This window comes from Glutamicibacter sp. M10 (assembly GCF_025452055.1).
GTDB lineage: Bacteria > Actinomycetota > Actinomycetes > Actinomycetales > Micrococcaceae > Glutamicibacter.
On record NZ_CP104918.1, the window covers coordinates 139,419 to 161,202 of the forward strand.

General features: G+C 55.5%; 19 protein-coding genes and 2 pseudogenes. 12 read left to right on the forward strand and 9 right to left on the reverse strand.

The window, feature by feature from the left end; all coding sequences use genetic code 11:
* Window positions 1-2: 2 nt before the first annotated feature.
* The gene (locus N6V40_RS00725; RefSeq protein WP_262198555.1) at window positions 3-2,765 is read left to right on the forward strand and encodes a S8 family peptidase; all 2,763 of its coding nucleotides are present in this window, start codon (window positions 3-5) and stop codon (window positions 2,763-2,765) included.
* A complete protein-coding gene (locus N6V40_RS00730; protein ID WP_262198557.1) occupies window positions 2,753-2,989 on the forward strand; it encodes a hypothetical protein in 237 nt (78 codons plus the stop codon). The genes N6V40_RS00725 and N6V40_RS00730 overlap by 13 nt, the downstream gene beginning before the upstream one ends.
* A gap of 88 nt (window positions 2,990-3,077) precedes the next feature.
* Here N6V40_RS00730 and N6V40_RS00735 read toward each other — a convergent pair whose 3' ends face one another.
* From N6V40_RS00735 to N6V40_RS00745, 3 genes and pseudogenes are all read right to left on the reverse strand, one after another.
* Window positions 3,078-4,331: a glycoside hydrolase family 3 N-terminal domain-containing protein gene (locus tag N6V40_RS00735; RefSeq protein WP_262198558.1), complete on the reverse strand. Its 1,254-nt coding sequence runs from the start codon at window positions 4,329-4,331 to the stop codon at window positions 3,078-3,080.
* Between the two features lie 69 nt (window positions 4,332-4,400).
* Window positions 4,401-5,726, reverse strand: a complete 1,326-nt coding sequence (locus N6V40_RS00740; protein WP_131090500.1) for a Y-family DNA polymerase — start codon at window positions 5,724-5,726, stop codon at window positions 4,401-4,403.
* Between the two features lie 393 nt (window positions 5,727-6,119).
* A pseudogene (locus N6V40_RS00745) lies at window positions 6,120-7,219 on the reverse strand (NAD(P)H-dependent flavin oxidoreductase).
* Window positions 7,220-7,674: 455 nt separating this feature from the next.
* Between N6V40_RS00745 and N6V40_RS00750 the strand changes: the two are divergent.
* The 7 genes and pseudogenes from N6V40_RS00750 (at window position 7,675) to N6V40_RS00775 (ending at window position 11,936) form a co-directional block, all read left to right on the forward strand.
* Complete coding sequence (locus N6V40_RS00750) at window positions 7,675-8,886, forward strand: YbfB/YjiJ family MFS transporter (RefSeq protein WP_262198560.1); 1,212 nt, start codon at window positions 7,675-7,677, stop codon at window positions 8,884-8,886.
* A gap of 59 nt (window positions 8,887-8,945) precedes the next feature.
* Window positions 8,946-9,377, forward strand: a complete 432-nt coding sequence (locus tag N6V40_RS00755; RefSeq protein ID WP_131090502.1) for a tautomerase family protein — start codon at window positions 8,946-8,948, stop codon at window positions 9,375-9,377.
* On the forward strand, window positions 9,374-10,114 hold the full coding sequence (locus N6V40_RS00760; RefSeq protein ID WP_262198562.1) for an alcohol dehydrogenase catalytic domain-containing protein: 741 nt from the start codon (window positions 9,374-9,376) through the stop codon (window positions 10,112-10,114). Before N6V40_RS00755 ends, N6V40_RS00760 begins: the two co-directional genes overlap by 4 nt.
* Before the next feature lie 26 nt (window positions 10,115-10,140).
* Window positions 10,141-10,365 carry a hypothetical protein gene (locus tag N6V40_RS00765; RefSeq protein WP_262198563.1) on the forward strand — a complete coding sequence of 75 codons (225 nt, stop codon included), beginning with the start codon at window positions 10,141-10,143 and terminating at the stop codon, window positions 10,363-10,365.
* Between the two features lie 31 nt (window positions 10,366-10,396).
* Entirely contained in the window at window positions 10,397-10,960 is a 564-nt protein-coding gene (locus tag N6V40_RS00770) for a pyridoxine/pyridoxamine 5'-phosphate oxidase (RefSeq protein WP_131090504.1), read from the forward strand.
* Window positions 10,961-11,084: 124 nt separating this feature from the next.
* Window positions 11,085-11,261, forward strand: a pseudogene (locus N6V40_RS17550) (LysR family transcriptional regulator); the annotation flags it as partial.
* Window positions 11,262-11,399: 138 nt separating this feature from the next.
* A complete protein-coding gene (locus N6V40_RS00775; RefSeq protein WP_242632608.1) occupies window positions 11,400-11,936 on the forward strand; it encodes a substrate-binding domain-containing protein in 537 nt (178 codons plus the stop codon).
* 255 nt (window positions 11,937-12,191) lie between these two features.
* On the opposite strand, the gene N6V40_RS00780 is transcribed toward N6V40_RS00775, so the two are convergent.
* The 3 genes from N6V40_RS00780 to N6V40_RS00790 form a co-directional block, all read right to left on the reverse strand.
* On the reverse strand, window positions 12,192-12,608 hold the full coding sequence (locus N6V40_RS00780; RefSeq protein ID WP_131090506.1) for a LexA family protein: 417 nt from the start codon (window positions 12,606-12,608) through the stop codon (window positions 12,192-12,194).
* Between the two features lie 77 nt (window positions 12,609-12,685).
* Window positions 12,686-13,822 carry a glycosyltransferase 87 family protein gene (locus N6V40_RS00785; protein ID WP_242632620.1) on the reverse strand — a complete coding sequence of 379 codons (1,137 nt, stop codon included), beginning with the start codon at window positions 13,820-13,822 and terminating at the stop codon, window positions 12,686-12,688.
* 232 nt (window positions 13,823-14,054) lie between these two features.
* Window positions 14,055-15,260, reverse strand: coding sequence for an MFS transporter (locus N6V40_RS00790; protein ID WP_262198567.1), 1,206 nt, complete (start codon window positions 15,258-15,260; stop codon window positions 14,055-14,057).
* Between the two features lie 115 nt (window positions 15,261-15,375).
* On the opposite strand from N6V40_RS00790, the gene N6V40_RS00795 reads away from it, so the two are divergent.
* A complete protein-coding gene (locus N6V40_RS00795; protein WP_165477394.1) occupies window positions 15,376-16,230 on the forward strand; it encodes an NAD-dependent epimerase/dehydratase family protein in 855 nt (284 codons plus the stop codon).
* A 106-nt stretch (window positions 16,231-16,336) separates the two neighbouring features.
* Here N6V40_RS00795 and N6V40_RS17185 read toward each other — a convergent pair whose 3' ends face one another.
* The gene (locus tag N6V40_RS17185; protein WP_315973737.1) at window positions 16,337-16,885 is read right to left on the reverse strand and encodes an NAD(P)/FAD-dependent oxidoreductase; all 549 of its coding nucleotides are present in this window, start codon (window positions 16,883-16,885) and stop codon (window positions 16,337-16,339) included.
* On the reverse strand, window positions 16,882-17,613 hold the full coding sequence (locus tag N6V40_RS17190; protein WP_315973738.1) for an NAD(P)/FAD-dependent oxidoreductase: 732 nt from the start codon (window positions 17,611-17,613) through the stop codon (window positions 16,882-16,884). Before N6V40_RS17190 ends, N6V40_RS17185 begins: the two co-directional genes overlap by 4 nt.
* A 526-nt stretch (window positions 17,614-18,139) precedes the next feature.
* Between N6V40_RS17190 and N6V40_RS00805 the strand changes: the two genes are divergently transcribed.
* Window positions 18,140-19,141 (forward strand): hypothetical protein, encoded by a 1,002-nt coding sequence (locus N6V40_RS00805; protein WP_262198570.1) that lies wholly within the window; start codon window positions 18,140-18,142, stop codon window positions 19,139-19,141.
* 348 nt (window positions 19,142-19,489) lie between these two features.
* On the opposite strand, the gene N6V40_RS00810 is transcribed toward N6V40_RS00805, so the two are convergent.
* On the reverse strand, window positions 19,490-20,674 hold the full coding sequence (locus N6V40_RS00810) for a sensor histidine kinase (RefSeq protein ID WP_131090512.1): 1,185 nt from the start codon (window positions 20,672-20,674) through the stop codon (window positions 19,490-19,492).
* A gap of 306 nt (window positions 20,675-20,980) precedes the next feature.
* Here N6V40_RS00810 and N6V40_RS00815 point away from each other — a divergent pair, with 306 nt between their 5' ends.
* Window positions 20,981-21,655, forward strand: coding sequence for a response regulator (locus N6V40_RS00815; RefSeq protein ID WP_131090682.1), 675 nt, complete (start codon window positions 20,981-20,983; stop codon window positions 21,653-21,655).
* The last annotated feature ends 129 nt before the right edge of the window (window positions 21,656-21,784 follow it).

Below are 21,784 nucleotides of genomic sequence, written 5' to 3' on the forward strand. Positions count from 1 at the left end.
AGATGGACAAGGACGTTAAGGCCAAGGGCAAGCAGCTCGCCGCCGAGTCCAAGTCTTCAATCATCTACACCACCCACAATGCATTGCAGGGTGTGGCGCTGACCGGTGACGCGGATAATCTGCGAAAGCTCGCTGAACGTAGTGACGTAGCAAAAATCAGTTCCATCGTTCCAAAGAAGCCTTCCAACCGCTCGTCGGTCGTTGATACCGGGGCCTTGGAATCTTGGAAGTCCTTGGACAAGACCGGTAAAGGCGTCAAGGTAGCTGTACTGGATACCGGCGTTGATTACACCCACGCAAGCTTCGGTGGGCCAGGTACCTTGGAAGCCTATAAGCAAGCCCAAGCATCAACGGAACTTCCTTCTGCAGAATCAAAACTGCGCGACGGCGATAAGTTCATTGGTGGCTGGGACCTTGTTGGCGATGACTACAACGCTAACGATGCCGATGACACCTACCAGCCGATTCCGCACCCAGACCCCAACCCATTGGACTGTGAAGCAGCCGGCCACGGTTCCCACGTTGCGGGCACCACCGCAGGCTACGGCGTAAACGCAGATGGTTCCACCTTCACCGGAAAATACTCGGACCTTGATGCCAAGGCCCTATCAGAGATGAAAGTTGGCCCCGGCTCCGCTCCGGAAGCACAGCTCATCGGCATTCGCGTCTTTGGCTGTTCCGGCTCCTCATCGGTAGTGGGCCAGGCACTGGATTACGTTCTGGATCCCAACGGTGACGGCGATTTCTCCGACCGCGCCCAGGTAGTGAACATGTCTTTGGGTTCAGATCACTCACCTACCGAGGATCCGGAAAACGACATTGTTGATGCCCTGACCAAGGCCGGCATCCTCTCGGTAGTAGCCTCGGGTAACGCAGGAGATGTCACCGACGTCGGCGGTTCGCCAGGTAACTCGCGATCCTCACTGACCGTAGCCAACTCGGTAGGCTCACACGTCACCCTGGATAAAATCCAGATTGATGGACCAAGTGATGTTGCCGGTTCGGCCTCCGGACAGTACTCCGCAAACTTCAACTACACCAAGGCTGATGCTGCTGCGCTCTCGGGCGATGTAGTTATGGCCCCGGCTGGCAATGAATTTGGTTGCGAGCCATTCGAAGCAGGTTCTCTGGACGGCAAGTGGGTTTGGCTCAAGTGGAGCGAGAACGGCGAATTCCCTTGTGGATCCGGCGCTCGCTTCAACAACGCTGAAGCCGCCGGTGCCACCGGAGTGCTCTTGGATTCCGAGGCTAACCTCTTCGACGCTGGCATTGCCGGTAACGCTACGATCCCAGGTGCTCAGTTCACTTTGGATCAGTCCGAAAAATTGCGTCCAGCTGCTGAAGCCGGAACGTTGAAGGTTACCCTGTCCCCTGATTTTGTTGGAGCCTCCTCCAGCGAATCAGGAGCAGGTGACACGCTGAACTCCTCATCATCGCGTGGCGTACACGGCACCAACGGTGTGGTGAAGCCAGACGTAGCAGCCCCAGGTACGCAGATTAGCTCGGTAGGCGTCGGAACCGGCACCGGTACCGCAGTCATGTCGGGCACCTCGATGGCTACCCCACTGGTTGCAGGTATCGCAGCTCTGGTTCTTCAGGACAGCGACTACACCCCGTACCAGGCTAAGAGCGTCATCATGAATACCGCTGCCACCGATATCAAGGCAGCCAATGGCGAAGCTTATGGACCAAACCGTGTGGGTGCTGGCCGAGTGATGGCCGATGCTGCATTGGATACTCCAGCATTTGCCTACGATTCTGAAGCACCGGATCTGACCAGCGTGGTCTTTGGCGTGATTGAGCTTGACGGTAAGAAGGGCTACTCCGCACAGCGCAAGATCACCGTGAAGAACACCAGCGACAAGGCTCAGACCTACAAGGCTGACTACGTAGCTGCAACCCAGATCCCGGGCGCAAGCTACACCTTGGATCAAAACAGCGTTACTGTCCCAGCTGGCGGCACCGCCGAGTTGACGGTGACCTTGAAGGTTGATCCACAGCAGTGGACTAAGACCATCGATCCAACGATGGAAACCACTCAGTCCGGTTTGGCTCGCACGTGGATTGCCGACACTACCGGTCGCGTTGAACTGACCAGCAGTGACGCTCCAACCTTGCGTGTTCCTGTACAGGCTGCTCCAAAGCTGACCTCGGATATGTCCGGGTCGGTCAAGAAGCTGAAGAAGGGTTCTAACACCACCTCGCTGAAGCTCAAGGGCAAGGACATCACCGCTGGTGAAGGCGCTACCGAGGTTACTTCGTTGCTTGGCGCCTTTGAACTTGGTGCTTCCAGCGATCGCGGCGACGCTTCGCTGGATGCCATTCCTGCAGCACGTTCCATGGACCTGCAGTACGTCGGTGCATCAAGCACTGCACCTCGTACCGGTGTGGCCGATGGTCAGTTGAACATCGGTATTTCCACTTGGGAGAACTGGGCTCACCTAGCCGGTGGCACCGAGCTGGACGTTGAGATTGATACCAATAGCGATGGCAAGGCAGACTTTGTCACCTTCACCACCGTGATGGACGAGATTGATCTGGATCTGGCAGCAACCTTCGATCTGGCGACCGGCGAACAGGTTGATCTTCAGCCAGTGAACGGTGTGCTTGGCGATGTTGATACCAACACCTTTGACACCAATACGGCAATCCTGCCAGTCTCCTCTCGGCCCTTGGCCTGGATGAAGATGCTGCAGATATCTCCTACCGTGTCCTTGGCTACACCTGGTACAACACCGATGACGATGGCTCCATGGTTCCGGTAGATCAGACCGACTGGATCAACTTCAACGTGGCAACCCCACAGGTTGATTTTGGTGCAGAAGGTTCACTGCTTACCGACCTAAAGGGCAACACGATTCCGGTCACCGTAGCCGACAGCGCCAAGGCTTCCAAGGCACTGCTGCTGCACCTGCACAATGCTGATACCAAGCGTGCCCAGGTACTGGATATCGTTTCCGGTAACACCGGAAAGCCGAAGAGCAACTAGTCTTCAGTTTTCCCTAGACCGGGTCCGGGGCACTTTCCTAGCGAGTAGGAAAGTGCCCCGGACCTTTTAATGCCACGGTTTTTCTCAGCTAGTCAGCTTGGTCTAATTTAGCTTCTAGGATCAGCACTGCCGCTTCACGAACTTGGTCGGCAAACTTCTTTTCCTCGTTAGCTTCTTTGGCTAACGCTTTAGCCATGGTGATCGCCGGGCTAGATTTGACGCACAAGGGCACGGTGCCGCCAGCGGCCACGAACTTTACTGCGCGCTGACCGACCGGTACCTGCGCCACTTGTTTGGCTTCGCACAGATCATCGGAAATCACCACACCCTGATAACCGAGTTTTTGGCGCAGCAGACCGGTGATGACCTTCTTTGAAAACGACGCTTCGTTCTGCGCATCAATTTTTGTGTAGCGGGCGTTGGAGATCATGACCCACGAGTTACCCTGGCTAATCGCCTGCTTAAAGGGTTCAAGATCGGTGGCGTCTGCACCGATCTCGGTGTCCGTGACACCACTGGAGGTATCGGTATTCTTGGTCACCCTGCCCAGTCCTGGGAAGTGCTTAACTACCGGCTGCACTCCGGCGTCATTCAACGCGTCGTTCACTGTGCCGATGGCTTGAGAAACTTCGCCGGCAGTATTGCCATACTGTCGCCCGAAATAACCGATCGGTGCGTTGCTGGTGCCAACTTTGGCTGGAACCACATCGGCGACCGGTGCGAGGTTTACATTGATGCCAGCCTCAGCAAGCTCCGCGCCGACTTTTTTGATGTTCGTGGCCTGTTTGCCCGAGGACCATTGGCCTTGCTGCGCGGCGGCCGGCAGATTGGTAAAACCTGTCCCCTGCAGGACCCGAACAAATCCACCTTCTTGATCGGTGGCCACCCACACCGGTAAATCATCGGGGACATTGGATTTCAGGCTCTTGGTGATGATAGCGGTTCGCGCCGCTGTTTTTTTCACCGAGAGTTGCGAACGTCCGCGCAAGAAAACATTGGTGATGCCCTGTTTCTCCATGGCTTTCAGTTCAGTGCTACTGGCACCCGTGGCAGGGACTCCAGCCATCACCAGGCTGGCCGCTTGTTGCTCAACGGACAGTTGATCAACAAGTTCCTCGGCCTGTTCACGAGACGTAGGCGCCTGCGGTGTTTGGGCAGCGGCGGAGCTACTTTGGGTGCTGTCCTCAGAGGACGTTGCTGATGGTGCAGATCCATTGTTACTTGAAGAGCTGGCTTTTGGAGAGCTCTGCGTACTGGTCTCGGAACTTGGCGAACTGCAACTGGTCAGCATGAGCATGGCAAGCATTCCCAGCGACATGAGCTGTCTGACGTGAGTGGTCATAACTTCATCCTCTCACCGTGATCTGCAAGGATACCGAATGTCTTCAGCCAGAATTCCGCTCTGGACGGTTCAGGCACGAACTTCTAGTAGTTCATCCCATTCGGTGGTGTAGCGCTGAGAGATATGTTCACGTTTCATTGTCCAGGTAGGGCTTTGCGCCAAGCCCGCAGGGCCTAGACCAATGGATTTCGCGCCAAATCGAGCTGAAATATCTTGGACTACCGAGGAGACATTTTTCTGTTCTGTCTCATCGTGCTCATCACCCATGTCAAAAAGATCAAGTTGTTTTTCACCCGGTGAATCGCTGAGGCCAGAGAGGATCACTCCTCCACGCACGTAGTCCGTCCCCGGCTGCATAAGATCACCCATGGCCGCGATGGCCAGCTTGCTAAGCAGAATCGGATCTCTGGTTGGCCGCGGTAGGCGCACTTGCGCGCTCGGGAATGAAGCCTCACCTTGAGCAAAGCGGCTGGTGCCTGCAGTGACGGTGAGTAAGGTGGCGTAGCGTCCTTCGCGGGCCAGTCTGCTCGCGGCCTTCTGCGCATAGATGGACATAACTTCTTCCATCGCTTCACGGGTGCGTACTGGGGAAGAGAAAGATCGAGTGAACATAACTTGTCCGCGGTCGGCTCGCTCTTCAATCGGGCCAATGCAGCGCTGACCATTAAGTTCAAAAACCGTACGCTGCAAAACCACTGAAAACTTCTTGCGGATTAACAACGGGTCAGCCGCCTTGAGATCCGCGATTGTCTCTATGCCCATGGACGCCAACTTGGCACCAGATTTACGTCCAACTCCCCAGACATCAGTGACGGGCACCCGGGTGAGAATGTTTTCTAAAACCTGCTGATCCATGAGGCCTTGGACGCAGACCCCGTTGAGTCCTGCATTGTGTTTTGCAATGTGGTTGGAGAGCTTTGCCAATGTTTTGGTGGAGGAAACACCAACGCAGACCGGGACCCCAATGGTCTTATCGATAGCCGTGCGGATGTGTGCTGCGGTTTTACGCACCTGCTCTAGGTTTCCTTCCAACCCGATGAACGATTCATCGATGGAATACACCTCGTGCCAAGTTCCAAAACGTCCCAGTAGTTCCATCACGCGAGCGGACATGTCGCCATAGAGTTCGTAGTTGCTGGAGCGCACGGCTAGGTTATGGCTCTCCATCAAACGCTGAATCTTGAAGAATGGTTCTCCGGTAGCAATTCCCAGATCTTTGGCTTCTTGGGAACGGGCAACTACGCAGCCGTCGTTATTAGAGAGCACCACCACGGGACGATTGCGCAATGAATAGTCAAAGGCGCGTTCGCAAGAGACATAAAAATTATTAACGTCCACGAGAGACACATGGTCAGTGTGTTGGTAAACGTTGTTATCGCTTCCGTTGAAGTTCATCTGATCCCATCTCAGCGTTGATCATTCAATAACGCGCTTAATGTCAGAACAAAACTTTCGAAAAATAATCTGCCATACTCAAATCATAGAACATCTGTTCCATCACAAGCTAGCTACAAGCTAACGATTCGACACCTACAGCGAGCTGATTGAGGCCCACACCAGCACAGATCTCGATGAGCCTTCACCGGGCACTATTTTTTCGGTCCAGATCCTTTGTATGCCTACCTAGTGGATCCTGCGACTGAACCACCGCTGCGTTCAGATTCCATCGCAGCACGAAGGTTCGCTTGCCCGCCATTGGGCGTCGCAACTAGGATTATTGGATCCGACTGGGGGTGCATGAAGCGGATCTTGACCACCGGTTCCAGCCGCCGGGCGGCTTAGCCCGAGTCAGCGCACTGCTGCGAGCCGACGCATGATTACTACTGTCGGCTCTTCGGTGGCGTCGCGATAGCCTGTGCCGGCCCAGATATTGATGTTTTCCGAATCATTAGCGGCCGCTGCCGCTTTACGGATAGGACTGGTCAGATGGTGAATGGCTGGGTAGCCACTGGGTGCAGCACCATGGAACTTGTCCACGAAATCATTACGCAAAGCCCTCGCCGGACGGCCCGAGAAGGCTGTAGTCAAAACCGTCTCAGTGCGACGAGGATCCGCCAGCGCCGCCTTATAAGGTTTTGAGGCTCCGCTCTCATCGCTACGCAGTAGCACGCTTCCAAGAACAGCGGCTTCTGCTCCGTGCGCGAGCGCCTCGCGCACTGCGTTGGGCGTTGAGATTCCGCCTGCTGCCCACATAGGAAGTGTGGTCCGGGAACGGACGCGGTCAAGCAACTGCGCCAATGGTATCTGCTCGATCGGCGTGCCCGGCGTTAAGGTTCCTGAGTGACCGCCCGCTTTGTACGACTGAACTACTAACCCGTCGACACCTAGGTCTGCGGCCTGCTGTGCTTCGTCCGGCTTGGTGACAGTCTGAACTACCAATGATCCGGCTTTCTGTAGCCGGCGAACAGCCTCAGCAGGGGAAGCCCAAAGGTAAAGCTGACCACTGGCACGGGATCACTGACCAGCATGTCCACTTTTTCCGCCCACTCATCGTCGTCCTCTAGGGCTTCGACCTCGTTCAGGGACAGATCGTAAGTTGCTGCTAGCTCACGCAGGGCCTCGGTGTATTCAACAAAGGCATCTTTGTCGATTGGCACCGGGTTCGGTGCGAAGAGATTTACGCCGAAAAGGTTGGCTCCGAAGGTGGAAATTCCAGTACGTACCTCGGTGATCTGTTCAGCGAGCTGTTTGGGCGATTTATATCCACCAGCCAGCATGCCCAATCCTCCCGCTTCGGCGGCGGCCAAGACAAGAGCAGGGGTGCTCGGACCGCCTGCCATAGGTGCAGAAACCAGCGGTATGGTTGCCCCGAGCTTGGCCAGGAGGCCCGAGGCTGCCAGCGGACTAGTGTCGTTTGAATACTCAGTCGATGCACTGCGGTCAGTCATGTGAGCCTCACCCTTTGTCTTTGCTAATCTTCGCGGAAGAATTCCGGGAGGACGGTTGCGCTAGCTCAGGCGCTTGAAGCGCACCCTACCTAGTAATTACCTCCATAGTAGGCACAGCCTAAGGCGCTAAAAAATGCCGTCTAGTCATCAACCATGCATGGCGCGCATAGCCGATCATGTCTACGGCAAAGATTGAACGTAAAGCGGCAACAAGCCCAGTTCTGCCGCTATAGTTCCACCGTCGTAGCTGGCTCCGCATGGACAATGTCACCAATATTCAGGGGGAGTGCCACGGAGGCGCTCACCAAACTCTATCTGCAGGAATCAGTACGCACGTCCATGCTTCTGATGCATAGATCATGCGTAAATGGCAATTTTCGTAAGACTGATCCGAGAGTAGCCTCGAAAGCAGATGAGATAGAACGTGGTGTCCTATCAAAAGTGATCGGAGATCGGTGTCATTGAAGGCGAAAGTAGTAAGCTCCGGATGGGTCATCGCGCTACGGGCCGGGGCCGCGTTGGCGGCAGCCGTCGGGGTTGGTCGTTTTGTGTTCACCCCGATTCTTCCTCTGATGCAAGAGCGAGCTGGCGTCACCGCCGAGCTGGGAGCGGCTCTAGCCACAAGCAATTACCTGGGCTACATGATCGGCGCCATAGTTATGATGGCAGTTCCACGGTGGGCGCGTTCTGCACTCGCCCTGCGTATTAGTATTTGCGTACTCGTACTCTCTCTGATGGCGATGCCCGCCACCGAACTTCCCGAGGCTTGGATCGCACTTCGCGGTCTTGCCGGACTAGCCAGCGCGATCATGTTTGTCGTCGCGGCAAGCGTCATTGTCCACACCATTCCAAAACAATCCCACCACCTGGTTGGCTGGTCTTACGGCGGAGTCGGAGCTGGAATCGCGATCTCAGGTGCGGTAGTACTTATGATCGCTCAGTTCGGAGATTGGCGTGAGGCCTGGTTTGCTTCTGGGGTGCTTACGGCAATACTTGGTGCCTTCGCATGGCAACTTGTACAGGGCGAGCAGTCAGAACACACCTCGCCTGCACATACGGAGCCGATTCATCGCCCCCACCGCTGGTTTGTCCCGCTCGTGGCGGCATACTTCCTCGAAGGTGTCGGATACATCATCGCGGGCACATTCCTGGTCGCTGCAATAGCGTCCTCTGCCTCGGGCGGACTGGGGAAGCTCAGCTGGATTGTGGTCGGTTTGGCAGCTATCCCGTCCTGTCTTGGCTGGGCCTGGCTGAGCAAGAAGTTGGCCCACCCTACTTTGCTGACCATCGCGCTATTGCTGCAAGCGGCGGGAATCGGATTAGCTGCCCTCGACCTTGGCATGGCAGGAGCGGTACTCTTTGGCGGGACATTCATGGGCATTACCACCCTCGCCCTTGATGCGGGAGCACACCTGCAAGTCCCCACAGCGGTCGCAATCCTCAGCTTGGTATATGCAGTAGGACAAACTGCCGGCCCTATCCTTGTTGCCCCGTTGTTATCAGACGGATTCCATGGTCCGCTGCTCATAGCTGCCGTAATCGTCGCGCTAGCTGCGGTGTCTACGGCGCTGATTCGGATTCGATTCCCGGCCGTCCACCGGCCTGCCAGCGAATCCACATTCGAACCGGTGACCGCCGAGACTGTCGGCGCAGGCGTGAACCGCTGAATGGACCACGCACGTAAAGCTTTGCCCATTACAACCGTTTTTATGAAAGGAACAAGATCATGCCACTGATCACCATCGATGTCATTCGAGGTCACGACGAGGATTACCTGGTCCGTCTTCTTGATGCGATCCACGACGCCGTCGTCGAAGCGTTCGATGTCCCATTCACCGATCGGTACCAAATCCTGCACCAGCATGAACCGTTCGAGCTTCGTGCCTTAGATACAGGTCTGGGTTACACCCGTACGCAGAACTTGACCATCATAAAGGTCACTAGCAAGCCCCGACCGACCGAGGCGAAACAGCGTCTCTACGAGAAGATCACCACATACCTCGGTGACCGGTTGGAGATTTCAGGCGAAGACGTCATCGTGAGTATCACGGAGAACACCTCCGCGGACTGGTCATTTGGCCAAGGACGCGCGCAGTTCCTGACCGGCGAACTTCCCGACGACACCCAAAATGCACAGGACAAGGTGGCAGAAAAATGAGTACTTTTCCCGCTTGGATCGCCCGCAAGGACGAAGATAACCGCATCCGCACCACCCTTGAGGAAGCCGAGACTAGCTTCCTAGACGACCTCGACGTAACCGTGCAGGTTCACTACTCCAGCATTAACTACAAAGATGCTCTGGCACTGCACGGCAAGCCCGGTGTCATCCGACGCACTCCGCTCATCGTCGGCATCGACCTGGCCGGAGAAGTTATCGCCTCGCGGGATCAGAGATGGCACCCGGGCGATCTGGTCACGCTCGACGGCGCGGGCCTAGGCGAAGAGCTCCACGGCGGGCTGGCCGGTCTTGCACGTGTTGGCGGCGATGATCTGGTTGTCATCCCTGATGCCTTCACCCCCGCCCAGAGCGCCGCAATCGGCACCGCAGGATTCACTGCGGCACTGAGCATTCTTGCGCTCGAGCGTCAGGGAGTAAACCCCAATGACGGCCCTGTCCTGGTCACCGGCGCTGGCGGCGGAGTCGGAACGGTCGCCATCGCGATGCTCGCACAAGCTGGCTACGAAGTCATCGCGGCAACAGGCCGCCCCGACGCGCTATGCGAGCGACTGACCGAGCTCGGTGCAACATCGATCATCAACCGTGGTGAGCTGAACACCGACCGCCCACTGGCCCGGCAGCAGTGGGCTGGAGTCGTCGACAGCGTAGGGGTCCTACCCTTGCAGGGGCGCTGGCCGGACTGCACAACAACGGCGCCGCGGCTGCCTGCGGACTAGCTGGTGGCAGCGATCTGCCAACCACCGTGCTGCCATTTATCCTCCGTGGCGTCAATCTACTGGGCGTGGACTCGGTCCGCACGAAGCCAGGGCTGCGCCGCGACGCTTGGGAACGCCTTGCCCGCGACCTCAACCCGGAGCATCTAGATTCCGTCACACGCACCGTCCTGCTCAAAGACGCCGCAGATGCAGCAAAGGACCTGCTCGACGGGCATGGGACAGGACGCACCGTCGTCCAAATCTCCGAATAACCACGCAGAACCAAGAGCTAAGGAAGAGAGAATGACCGAGCTACGTGAACGGCTAGCAAAGCTGCCATCGTTCCCCAAGGAACTATCGACCCTGGATAGCGAGACTGTCCCCGAGAATCCGAACTCTTTGTTTGAATCATGGCTGAACAGCGCCATCGAAGCAGGGAATCGGCAACCGCACGCGATGACGTTTGTTACCAATCGTGCAGACGGAACTCCCGTGGGGCGCACCCTGATCATCAAGGACTTTGACGAGAACGGCTACCAGTTCTCCACCCACCGCAGCTCCCGAAAGGGCCAAGAGCTCCAAGAGAACCCTCGCGCATCGTTGGTATTTTTCTGGCGCGAGTCCGGACGTCAAGTACGCGTCACCGGTACCGCGTCAGCGCTCAGTGACGAAGCATCGCAACTGGACTGGAGCGGACGCCCCAGCTACGACGGCCAACCGAATCCCGACTGGCAGCACTACACACTCGTGCCCGACGAGTTCGAGTTCATGCAAGCAAGGGAAGATCGCAACCACACTCGCGTGGAATATAACCGCGATAACGTCGGGCAATGGGCTCACCACCTGGTGGCAACTCCCGCGGGCTAAAGGCCAGCAACTGACCGATTTCTCATAGCAGCCATTGTCGTTGCCGCCCCTCAAATAAGGGCGGCAACGACAATTGGTTTAAATGGACAGCTAACAGATCGGCAAGGGTCTATGCTTGGGAAGCATGGATGTGGAAGTACGGCACTTAAGGGCCTTCGTCGCTGTAGCCGAAGAAGAATCCTTTACTCATGCGGCCTTGAGACAGCGGATCACTCAACCGGCCCTGTCAAGAACGGTGCAGCAACTCGAATCCGCTCTCAAGGTCCAGCTGATCCGGCGGACCTCAAAGCGCTTCGAGCTTACCGCAGCGGGAGCCTTATTCCTAGATCATGCCAGGACTACGCTGGCCAACCTTAATCGAGCAATTGCCGTGGCCCGAGGAAACACTACAATCACTCTAGGTTTCAGTTGGCTCCTGCCCACCCCATGGGCGCAGGATATGGCACGACATTTACAAGATACCGCCGGCATCGAAGTGACCTTTACCCGAGTAGATGCCACGGCTCAACCCCTGGCCCGTGGAGATGTAGACGCGGTCGTCTTGCGCTCACCGGTATCCCCAGCGCTGCTCGACAGCCCCCGAACAATCAAGCTCTTTGAAGAACCACGCGTACTCGCGTGCTCGAATCGATCCCCCTGGACTTCCGGAGCGCCAATCCGGTGGGAAGACGTACCCCAACGCCCCTTGGTCATCAACACGGTTAACGGGTCAACCACAACGGATCTCTGGCCGAATCTCACTCCGGAGATTGTGGAGACACGCAGTTACGATGAATGGATCGAAACTGTCGCCGCCGATCGCGGAGTTGGAATCATCCCGGACATCGCTCGCACCAGGGGCATACACCCTGGCGTTGAATTTGTGCCCTTGATCGGAGCGCCACCAGTCACCGTTTGGCTCAGTGTCGCGGACCAGGTACCTGCACATCGAGCGCGATCGATCCTCGACGCTTCACGTCTGGCCCTGAATGCGTAGACCGAAGGTCGGATTGTGAATTCGTTGCGCATTTGTCCTGCGACTCACGATGCGCGGTAACGAGTGCCAGCCAGGCATTTCTCGTCCTGCTTCATGGCCAAGTTCTTAGAGGTTGTTCCGGGGTATGCCCGCTAGGCATCGGCCAGGGTTCTAGCGTCGGAGCAAAGAACGAGCTTACGTCAACGTGGGGAAGCACTGTTGTTGCGGATCCGAAGGATCAGCGATTGTATGAGTCATCCGTATAGGGATTATCGGTTACCTGACATGATGCAGGCACCTAGTAATCACGCCAAAAACGCCTACTTCATCGCCCTCGGTTAGTAAGACCGGCAAGGGGGATTCGTCGCTGAGCAAGCCAACCTTGGCTCCATCAATGTGCCAGCGTCGCACCAACATCTGACCATTAAGATTCACAATCACCACTGAGCCGTGACGGACCGATAGTGAGCGATCAACAATCACTTCATCACCGTCATAGATGCCCGCCGAACGCATCGCATGTCCGCTGACGCGCATGATGAAGGTGGAGACACGATCCCGTACCAGCAGACGGTTTAGATCCAGTCCGCCGTCAAAGTAGTCGCGCGCTGGTGAAGGAAAACCCATCGCCGAAACAGCTTGTACCGGCCCGTGACTAGCTCCGGGTGGCAACAATTCATTGTCTTCAGCCACCGCCACCACCTCCTACTGCAAACTAGTACAAATATTCGAATACTAGAATTGTACAGTGCGGCGCGGAGTGCTTCATGCTAGTTGGTTTCTGCTATTTCCTGAGGCTTCGCTACTAGGGCAGTAACGAGGCAAATGAGCATGCCTACAACGGGGACCGCAGGCCAGATATACCACCACGATGCCAATTCATGATCCGGGTGGATGCCAAAGAGGCGGATGGCCCACTTTGCTGACAGCATCAGTTCCACGCTAAAGAACACAACCACCAGCAACATGATCCGTCGTGGCCAAGCCTTCAGCCGCATGGCAACCACAACCCAGGCGTAGGCCATGACTGGTCCCCACACCCAGTGGTGTGACCAGCTCACTGGAGATACCAGCAAGGGGCAGGTCGACGCTACGCCCAGAAGCACCACCGGCTCAACCTTGTCGTGAAGCCGGTAAAGAAGAGCGATGAATGCCAGGCCCACGGCGAGCGCTAGGACAAACCAGATCAGCGAACCCGCGCCCAAGCGAGTCAGTAATCCTTGAAGCGAAATGTTGTCGATATAGCCAACGTCTCCGACGCGCGAAGGATCACGCACGACGTCGAACCAGTAGTCTAGGGTGTTGCGCCACTGGAAGATCAGCCCGACCAACTGAGTGCCCAAGAAGACTAAGGTTCCGGTAATCACTGCACGCCATTTACGCATGGCCAACGGGAGAATCAGCAGGGCTATAGGTGTGAGCTTAATTCCGGCGCAAATGCCCACGGCAATAACAAACGGAGTCATTGACTTCGAATTAACTAGCGCCAGATAACAAGCGCCGAGGATCAGAATGTTGATCTGACCAAACCAAATGGTGTCCCTGAAGGGACCGGAGATCAGCATCAGGCTGGTCAAGGTCAGCGGCGTAACCCATCGCCCCAGCTGCGGCCAACGCCGCGCTATCCGCAGAGCCAGATCCTTGGCAACAAAGAAGGTCAAGACAATAGAAGCCACCATGGTCACTGCTACTGAAACCCAGTAGGGGAAGACGGCCATTGGCAGGAACATGATTGCCGCAAACGTTGGATAAGTGAAGGGCAATCCGGGCGCATTAATCGGACCGACAAATGGCCCATATAGATTCTGCGGTTCGCGCAGAAGAGTCAGCGCACCTTCGCGGTATACAGACAGATCCCAGCCAGTGGGTTCGATGGTGATCAACGTCCAGACCAGTAGCAAGACCATCACTATTTCTAGGATGGCCGTTGATCGCCTGACTGGTCTGATGATTGAGGAACGGATAAATCTTCACCCTAGCGTTGGTGGATCTGGCAATCCGGTTACCGAAGCACCAGAGAGCAGTAATAGAAATCTGTCGACACCATTTCGAATTTAAGGACAGAATGGCAATCGTCCTCGATGCCAGGCTGCGCCCATTCTACTTTTGCGCCTGCTATTAACCCTAGAGCAAAAACCGCTAGTTTAATTCCGCTGCCCGCGCGGCATTGTGCGTCGCAGTTTTTCGGGACAAAACTAGCGCCACAACCACGGACAGCGCGGTCCCTGCGCCGGCAAGAATAATGATCATTTGAGCAGAATTCATTATCAATCCCGGCGTTCCCAAGAGATATCCCAACGCCACCATGGCGTTAATGAGCATGCGCAATTGAGCCCACGCACTTCCGTGGCGTGCTTGCGGAACGTGCTCATAGATGGCGGTTCGCACCCCGGTATTGCGCAGGCCGTTGCATAGTCCCCCGACAAGGAAAATAATCAGCAATGCCGTGGCATTTGGCCAAAGTCCCTCCACAAGTATCGCCATACCTACAAGCGCTCCCCCGAAAAGTGTGGGTACTGATCCGCGCGAGTCGAACCACGAGTTGCCACCCATCAGTGCCCCTGCCACCGCACCTAATGACCAAGCGCCCAGCAACAGTGCATACCCCGTATCATCGGCGGTGATATCTCTCAGATAGAAAACTCCTGCTACGCCCTCGGCCGAGGTGAACAAAACAATGGCCGCCACAGGTATCAACAGAATCCGCAACCAACGGTTCTGAAACAGAACCGGACTACTTGTAGTCCGCTTCAGCCGGTCTTGGTTTTCGGGCTGCGGTTCGCCCAGCGCAGTCTCACGTAGAGTCCAACGCATCAAGATAGCTGCGATGCTGAGCAATGCGAACCCAACGGCCCCGCACCAAAGAACCGTGCCGAAACCCGCATGCGCTGACAACCATGAAGCAACTGCCGGAGCGATGATTCCAGACAGGGACGTGGCGACCACAAGAAAGCTGCCAGCTCTGGACAAGCTAAAGCTGCCACGAATTCGCGGAACAATCTTGAAGATCACTGAACCATTAATCACCGCGCAAATACTGGCCACTGGCATGAGAGCCAAACAAAGAATCATGTTTTCTGCCTGCGCCAATACCGCGAAGATCAATACGTGGACGCAAAGGTTAATAATCCACACGCGCCATAACGACGAACTATCCACCCATCGGCCCACTAAGCTCGCGACAAGCACCGGAGGTAACAGCCCACCTAAGAACAGTGCGGTCACTGCCCACGAACCCAGCTGGTCTGCGGCTTCAAGGGTCAAGGCAAAAACGGCCATGCCCTCACCCAAAAGTGAGAAGAAAGCGACAGCAACAAACAGCAGACAAAGCACCGACTGATTCATCAGTACAGTGACCTCCTCGTGCATGTTTAGCGCGGTCTCTATCACTGACGGAAACTTTCCGTCACGGTAATTGGTTCTATTCTAGAGAGAAGAGAAACAAGTCCGAGGGAGCATTGTGAAGGTATTACTGGTCAGCTGCGGCGACGTCGCCACCGAAGCAGGGTTACGCTTCCACGCCAAGGGACACCACGTCACAGGATGGCGCCGCAACAGTAACAAGCTTCCAGAAGAGTTCGCCGGAACGGATGTCGACTTACTCGATCCCAACCGTTGGCCAGTGGTAGATCCAGATACCGAGGTCGTAGTGCTCACCCCGGTTCCGGTAACCCGCGACGCACAAGGATATGAGCGCAGCTATTTGCAGGTGGCTCAAGAACTCAGCGCTCGGCTTCGTAGCCAGGCACCAAAGCTGCGCCGACTGATTTACATCTCCTCCACTGCCGTGATGGGCGGTGAAGATGGCCAGTGGGTTAACGAGCAGGCACCCGTAGTTGCCACCCGCGATACGGCAAAGGTCTTGGCCCGCACCGAGGCAGCGCTCACCGAGAGTGGACTGCCGGTGACAATCTTGCGCGCCTCGGGAATTTACGGCCCGGGACGTAACCGACTGATAGACCTGGTGACCTCGGGCAGCGCCCGAATCCCACACGGTTCACACTGGACCAACCGAATACACCGCGATGATCTAGCCGCCGCCATTGTCCATGTAGCCGGCTTAGATGATCAGGTAGCCGACCTGTACTTGGCCACGGACAATAGTCCTGCCCAGCTGGCAGAGGTCTACGAATTCCTAGCCAACGAACTAGGTCTAGAGCAGCCTGAACATGAGGCACCTCCGGCCGAACGACGTGCTGGCGACCGGCGCTTGGACAACACCCGGCTGTTGGACAGCGGGTTGTCCCTTCAATTCCCTAGTTACGTCGAGGGCTACCGTCAGATGTTATCGGGCACTTCCACCCGGCATGCCTAGGCCCGGCGGTTCACTCGGCAATCTGATGAGCACCTTGCTTGATTGTGCGGAGTCCCTTCAACCCTCCTACCTCCGTGAGAATCCGGCTGGTTCAAATTGCTCAGCTCTAGAACCCTTTACGCAGCGGATTGAAGTGACGTGCGATAGTGGGGACTTCTTGACCGGTGATTTGGGCAGCCAAGATTTTTCCCGTCAATGGACCAAGGGCTACGCCCCACATTCCATGGCCACCGCCGACAGAAATCCGCGGGGAACGCGTTTGGCCAACCAACGGCAACCCGTCAGCGGTGCATGGACGCCCACCAACCCACTCTTCCTTGCGGTTCTCCCAGTTGATCCCCTTGTACACCGGAGTAGCAGCGGCCACGATGGCTTCGATGCGCTTTGGCTCCAGTTTGTGGTTGACGTCCCGGAATTCCATGGTGCCGGCGATCCGGAAGCGATCCCCCAGTGGGGTGCAGGCTACGCGCTGAGTTGGGAAATAAATGGGGTGCGTTGGCATATGTTCCGGCTCCACGGTGAACGAATAACCTCGTCCAGCCTGAACCACAACGTTGACGCCGAACTTTTGAGCCATGTCGGTCATCCACGCACCGGTAGCAAGAACTACGTGGTCCGCCGTGATGGCCCGGCCTTCTGAACCAATAACCGTCACCGAGTTCTTGTTGTCGCGAATATCGGTGACATTAAAGCGCCAATAATGTCACCACCGCGTGCAACCACAGACTCAGCGAGAGAAGCAATGAACTTTGGCGGGTTGATGTAGCGCTGATTCTTGATTGCTACGCCGGCGGCGACGCGATCAGAAAGGGTAGGCTCAATGCCACGCAGCTGATCCCCGGTGAGCAGCTCAAAGTCGACAGTGCCACCGGTTTTTTCGATCATCTCAAACTCGTGCAGCAGCGCGTTCCGGTCCTTGAGCGAAGTAAAACCAGTCAAGAACGGATCGGCCGCCTTGGAATGCTCCGCAACTCCTGGGCCAGCGGCCGTGTGCTGAGAGATTTCGTCAAAGGCATCAAGTCCGGTGATTCCGATTTCCGAGAAGACTCGCATGGCTTCTTCCCATCGCTTGGGCATTGAGTGCCAGGCAAAGCCGATCAAGAAGCGCAGCAGTTTGGCATCAGCGCTCAGGGGGATATAAAGCGGAGAGGTTGGATCCAACATCATCTTCAGTCCGTTGGAGAAGATTGATGGCTCTGCGATGGGCAGAGTGAGAGCTGGGGTCAACCAACCGGCGTTACCCCACGAGGACCCCGAGGCAACCCCGCCACGATCTACTACCGTGACCTTGACGCCAGCGTCTTGGAGATACCAAGCAGTCGACAATCCGATAAATCCGGCACCGACAACGACTACATGATCTGGCGCAGTCATCCCAGCCATGATCCACTCTCCTAGAAACTCGTTGGCCCCATAATGCGAGGTTGTATGTGTTCACTGTCGCGCGATCCAGGCAGAATTTCAACGAGTTCTGAGGATTCAACGGTGAGCGCCACCACACTCCCCTGTGATCTGTATTTTTTGCGGAAATCCTTGCTCTACACCGTCTTTTCTACGGCACTTCCCTCGACTAGATCATTTTTACCCCGTCGGAAAGCGTTAGACCCCTCACAAGAAGTTCGCTCTATCTGTGCTCTGCGTACACTGAAAGTAAGCAAATAATCATCTTTCTCGACAAGCCGTTTTAAAGGATCACCACCACACACATGGCCTCACGAAAACCAGCCAAGAAGAAAACCGCACAGGGTCATCCGGCTCGTCAGTCCGGGGCGAGCTCCGTACCTTTTGAAACTGAAGTGCGCCAAGCTTTACAGCCTTTAAGTCCCAGCTGTTCCGCCACTTCCAAGAAGACGGACACCCCGCCAGCGAAACACGCGCTGCGCTCGAAGGACTCACGACGCTACTGACCGTGCATGCGCAGTTGCGCAAGAGTGTTGACGTCCAGTCGCTGGATCCAACTGTTCTTGGCGAGCAGCTCGGCCACCTGTCCTCGCTGGGCAAGCAAGTTTCAGAAGCCAGCGCTGCGATCCTCAAGCACTACCTAACCTTCTTGGGCACCACTGCAAACTTTGGTGGCAGCGTAGAAGACTTCAAGCAGACCTTCGAGTTCCTCTCCCGTATGGCTGGTGATTCACCAATCGTCGCCCCTTACCTTGAAGACGACGAGGCCAACGGAGCCTTCGAATCAATGCCATTTGTCTTTGCTGCCCGCGAACTTATCGGCTGGGTCGGTGAAGGTAAGCCAACTACACCAGCTGGCGTTCTCACCGGAGAAACCTTGCAAGATGCAGCCCAGGCACTGGGAATGTTCATCAAGGTCGACGAAAGCGCCGAGGCTATTGAGCACCCTGAGTGGGAACCAGAAGACGGAACCAGCGTTCCATCGCTGGCTGACATCCCTCGCCTTTCGGCCTATTGGGATGCACTAATCGGAACCGCATTGTTGCGCTATCAGGCACCTAATGCGACACCTACCGAATCACTGAGTGAAGCATTGCTCGCCACCAGCGGTGCAGGGTCACGCTTGATCAAGGAACTGATCGCTGAGGTGCTCTACTCGCACATTCTGATCAATACTCTTGAAAAGCCGGGCCAGGCACAGATCGCCGAGATGGTTGCTGGGGTGCTGAGTAATGCTGCCTCGACAAACACCGTCCGTACTGAATTTGCGCTGCAGATTCCTACCAAAGAGGATCTGCCCGAAGAGCAGCACCACTTGATTCCTAGCCTCGAAGAAGTTGTTCCTCAGGTGGAATCGCTACTTCGTGTCTTTGAGCGCGAGGGTCTGGTTCAGATCACTGAGGAAATCACCGTTCCGATTGTGCTGCGCTCCTCGTTGGAACGCGCACTGGGCAAGGTCTCCGAGCATGTCCTGAAAACCGACTCCGACTCTAACGATTCAGAGGCATAGTCGGCGCAGAACAAAAGCGACGGATCCGGGAGAAAATCCCGGATCCGTCGCTTTCTACTAAGCTCGCATGTATCGGCGTCCTACTGTCTCCGTAAGAACGGAAACCTGAAGTTATAAAAGGTACGTCGCATTGCCGACAGACAACGGCACGCGATGGGGGCGCAATGCCGATGAAAGATCAGTCTGTTCACACAATGCAACGTACCTTTTAATCACCCTCTGGTCCTTGATGATGCCACTCGCAAAACACCACCAAGTACCTTCTCGGTGATCGGTCTTCACCGATACATATCTAACCTATCGTGTTCAGCGAAAAATCGAAATCATACTTTAGTAGGAGGGTAAGGCCTAGAACGGAATGCTGGCGCGAAGGGTCCAAACACCTTGCTCTTGGCTGGTTGAGAACTTTCCACCAAAGGCACGCATCCTGTCGGCCATACCAATGAGGCCACTTCCGCCCGCTGGTAGCCCCTTCACTTTCCTACCGGAAACACCCACCTGATTAGTGATTTCTAGTGAGGCTTCGGTGCCGTTTGAAAGCAATTCTAATGAACAGTGACCACCCGGGACACCGTGCTTTATGACATTCGTTGTACCTTCTTGCATCACACGATAGATCGCAGTTTGCGCAGAACGAGGCAGTTCGGAGATTTTTTCATCCGTGGTCGAGGTCACTCTAAAGTTAGCATCTTTGAGCCGTTGAGCAAAAAGTTCTGCTCCCTGAAGCGCATTGACAGTAGTTGCAGCCGGCTTATCAAAGTTGGCACTGCCTTCTGTGGACATGGTGCCATCGGCCCGTAGGACGTTGAGCATCAGTCGCAAGTCATGCAAGGTTTCGGTACTGAGCTTAGCGATGATATCGAGTGCCTCTAGCGCGGCCTGCCCGTCGTTGGCGAACTTGGCCGCCTTTGACTGCATCGCGACGATAGTGATGTCATGAGCAACGATGTCATGCAGATCGCGGGCGATGTTTTTACGTTCTCTGTCTATGGCTATACGCGTCTGTTCCCGAGCCTTTTGCATCTGATCAACAGCGTGATCATTCTTCTCTCGCAATGAATAGATACTGCGCGTTACAAAGTAGGACAGGGCAGTCAACGGCACCAGCGCGACGAGCAATATGGCGTCCTGATGGGCTTGGATAGCAAACAGAACCATCCAGGCCGCCGATAGCGTGAGGAACAATCCTCGAACACTTCGTGCATCAACAGTTGCTGCCAGCGCCGCAAAAATCATAAACGCAGTGAAGGTGAAGAAGAATAGGAAGCTCTCGTTGAGGAAGAAGAAGGCAACGGCAATAAACAGTCCGAGGGACGCTGCGACCCATCGAAGACCGATAGCCAGCACCACGCAAAGCACGAGCCCTACGAGGGCTCCCAAGATGGTTGTTTGTGACGCTCGACTAAAACCGTCCCTAAAGAGGGTGACGGACTCACTGCCCGACAGGAGAACAAGGACAGCGATCCCCACCCAAATAATGACACCCCGGCCAGCGAGGTGCTTGGTCAGGGTGCCTTTTAGTCGTTCACTCATATGCCGAATAATTCACGGCGACAGCGTTCAAGTCAAATAGCTTATTCGCAACCTACGCCGTAGTGAATGCATATCCACTTCGAAAAGTCTGCACCCCATCCGGCTGGGGTTGCAACTGATCCGGAGCCGATTGACTGACTCTGCGCCGCTGATGCGGGAGCAGCCACTGCGGTTAACGGTGCCAATGCCAATGCGGCAACGGCCATCATCTTCAAAGCCTTCATAACAAACTCCACATCTCGACAACTTATATACTTTCAAGTGAGCACCCGTTTGGAGCTTGCAGCATCGACGCTAAGGAAACAGATGGAACAAATAAAGGTCCTAATCGCTGATGATGAGCCACTAATTCGGCATGCGTTGGGAACAATCCTATCAACGGATTCTGGGCTTGTAACCGTATTTTTTGCAGAAAATGGACAGCAGGCAGCCGACTATTGCGTGGCAAACGAAGTTGACGTTGTTTTGATGGACTTACAGATGCCAATCATGGACGGGGTTAGCGCGACTCGCGCCATTAAATCTCGCATAGACAGCCCCGCAGTCCTTGCAATTACGGCATTTTCCTCGGATGAGTATTTAGTGCCTGTACTTACCGCAGGCGCCAGCGGCTATTTAGTTAAGGATTCAGAACCGGGAGAAATAATTAATGCCGTGCACGCAGTTCATCACGGCACTGCGGTCATTTCCCGCTCGGTTTCAGCCGACCTGATTTCCGCGGTGCGCAAAGCACATACGGATAATTCTCAACAGGTCGAAGATCTCATTGATGATCTGGGCATAACCAGTAGAGAAATCCAGATTCTAAAACTCCTTGCTCAGGGATTTAATAATGTTGAAATCTCCAAAACCCTCGGCATCACCGAGACCACGGTCAAGACACACATGGCAAAAATCTTCGTCAAGCTCTCAGTCCGCGACCGCGTTCAGGCCCTGATAGCTGCTGCGCGACTGGGGATTGTTGAAATCCCGAAGGATTAAGTACTTCCCCTCCGAAGCACCTCGAAGGGTGTGAGCTCGAGTGCTAAAAAGGAATTTTGGATCATGCGGGAATATCTTGAGGTCCTATGCGTTGAACATGAGCATAGACCGCTCAAGTTTCTACTAGGA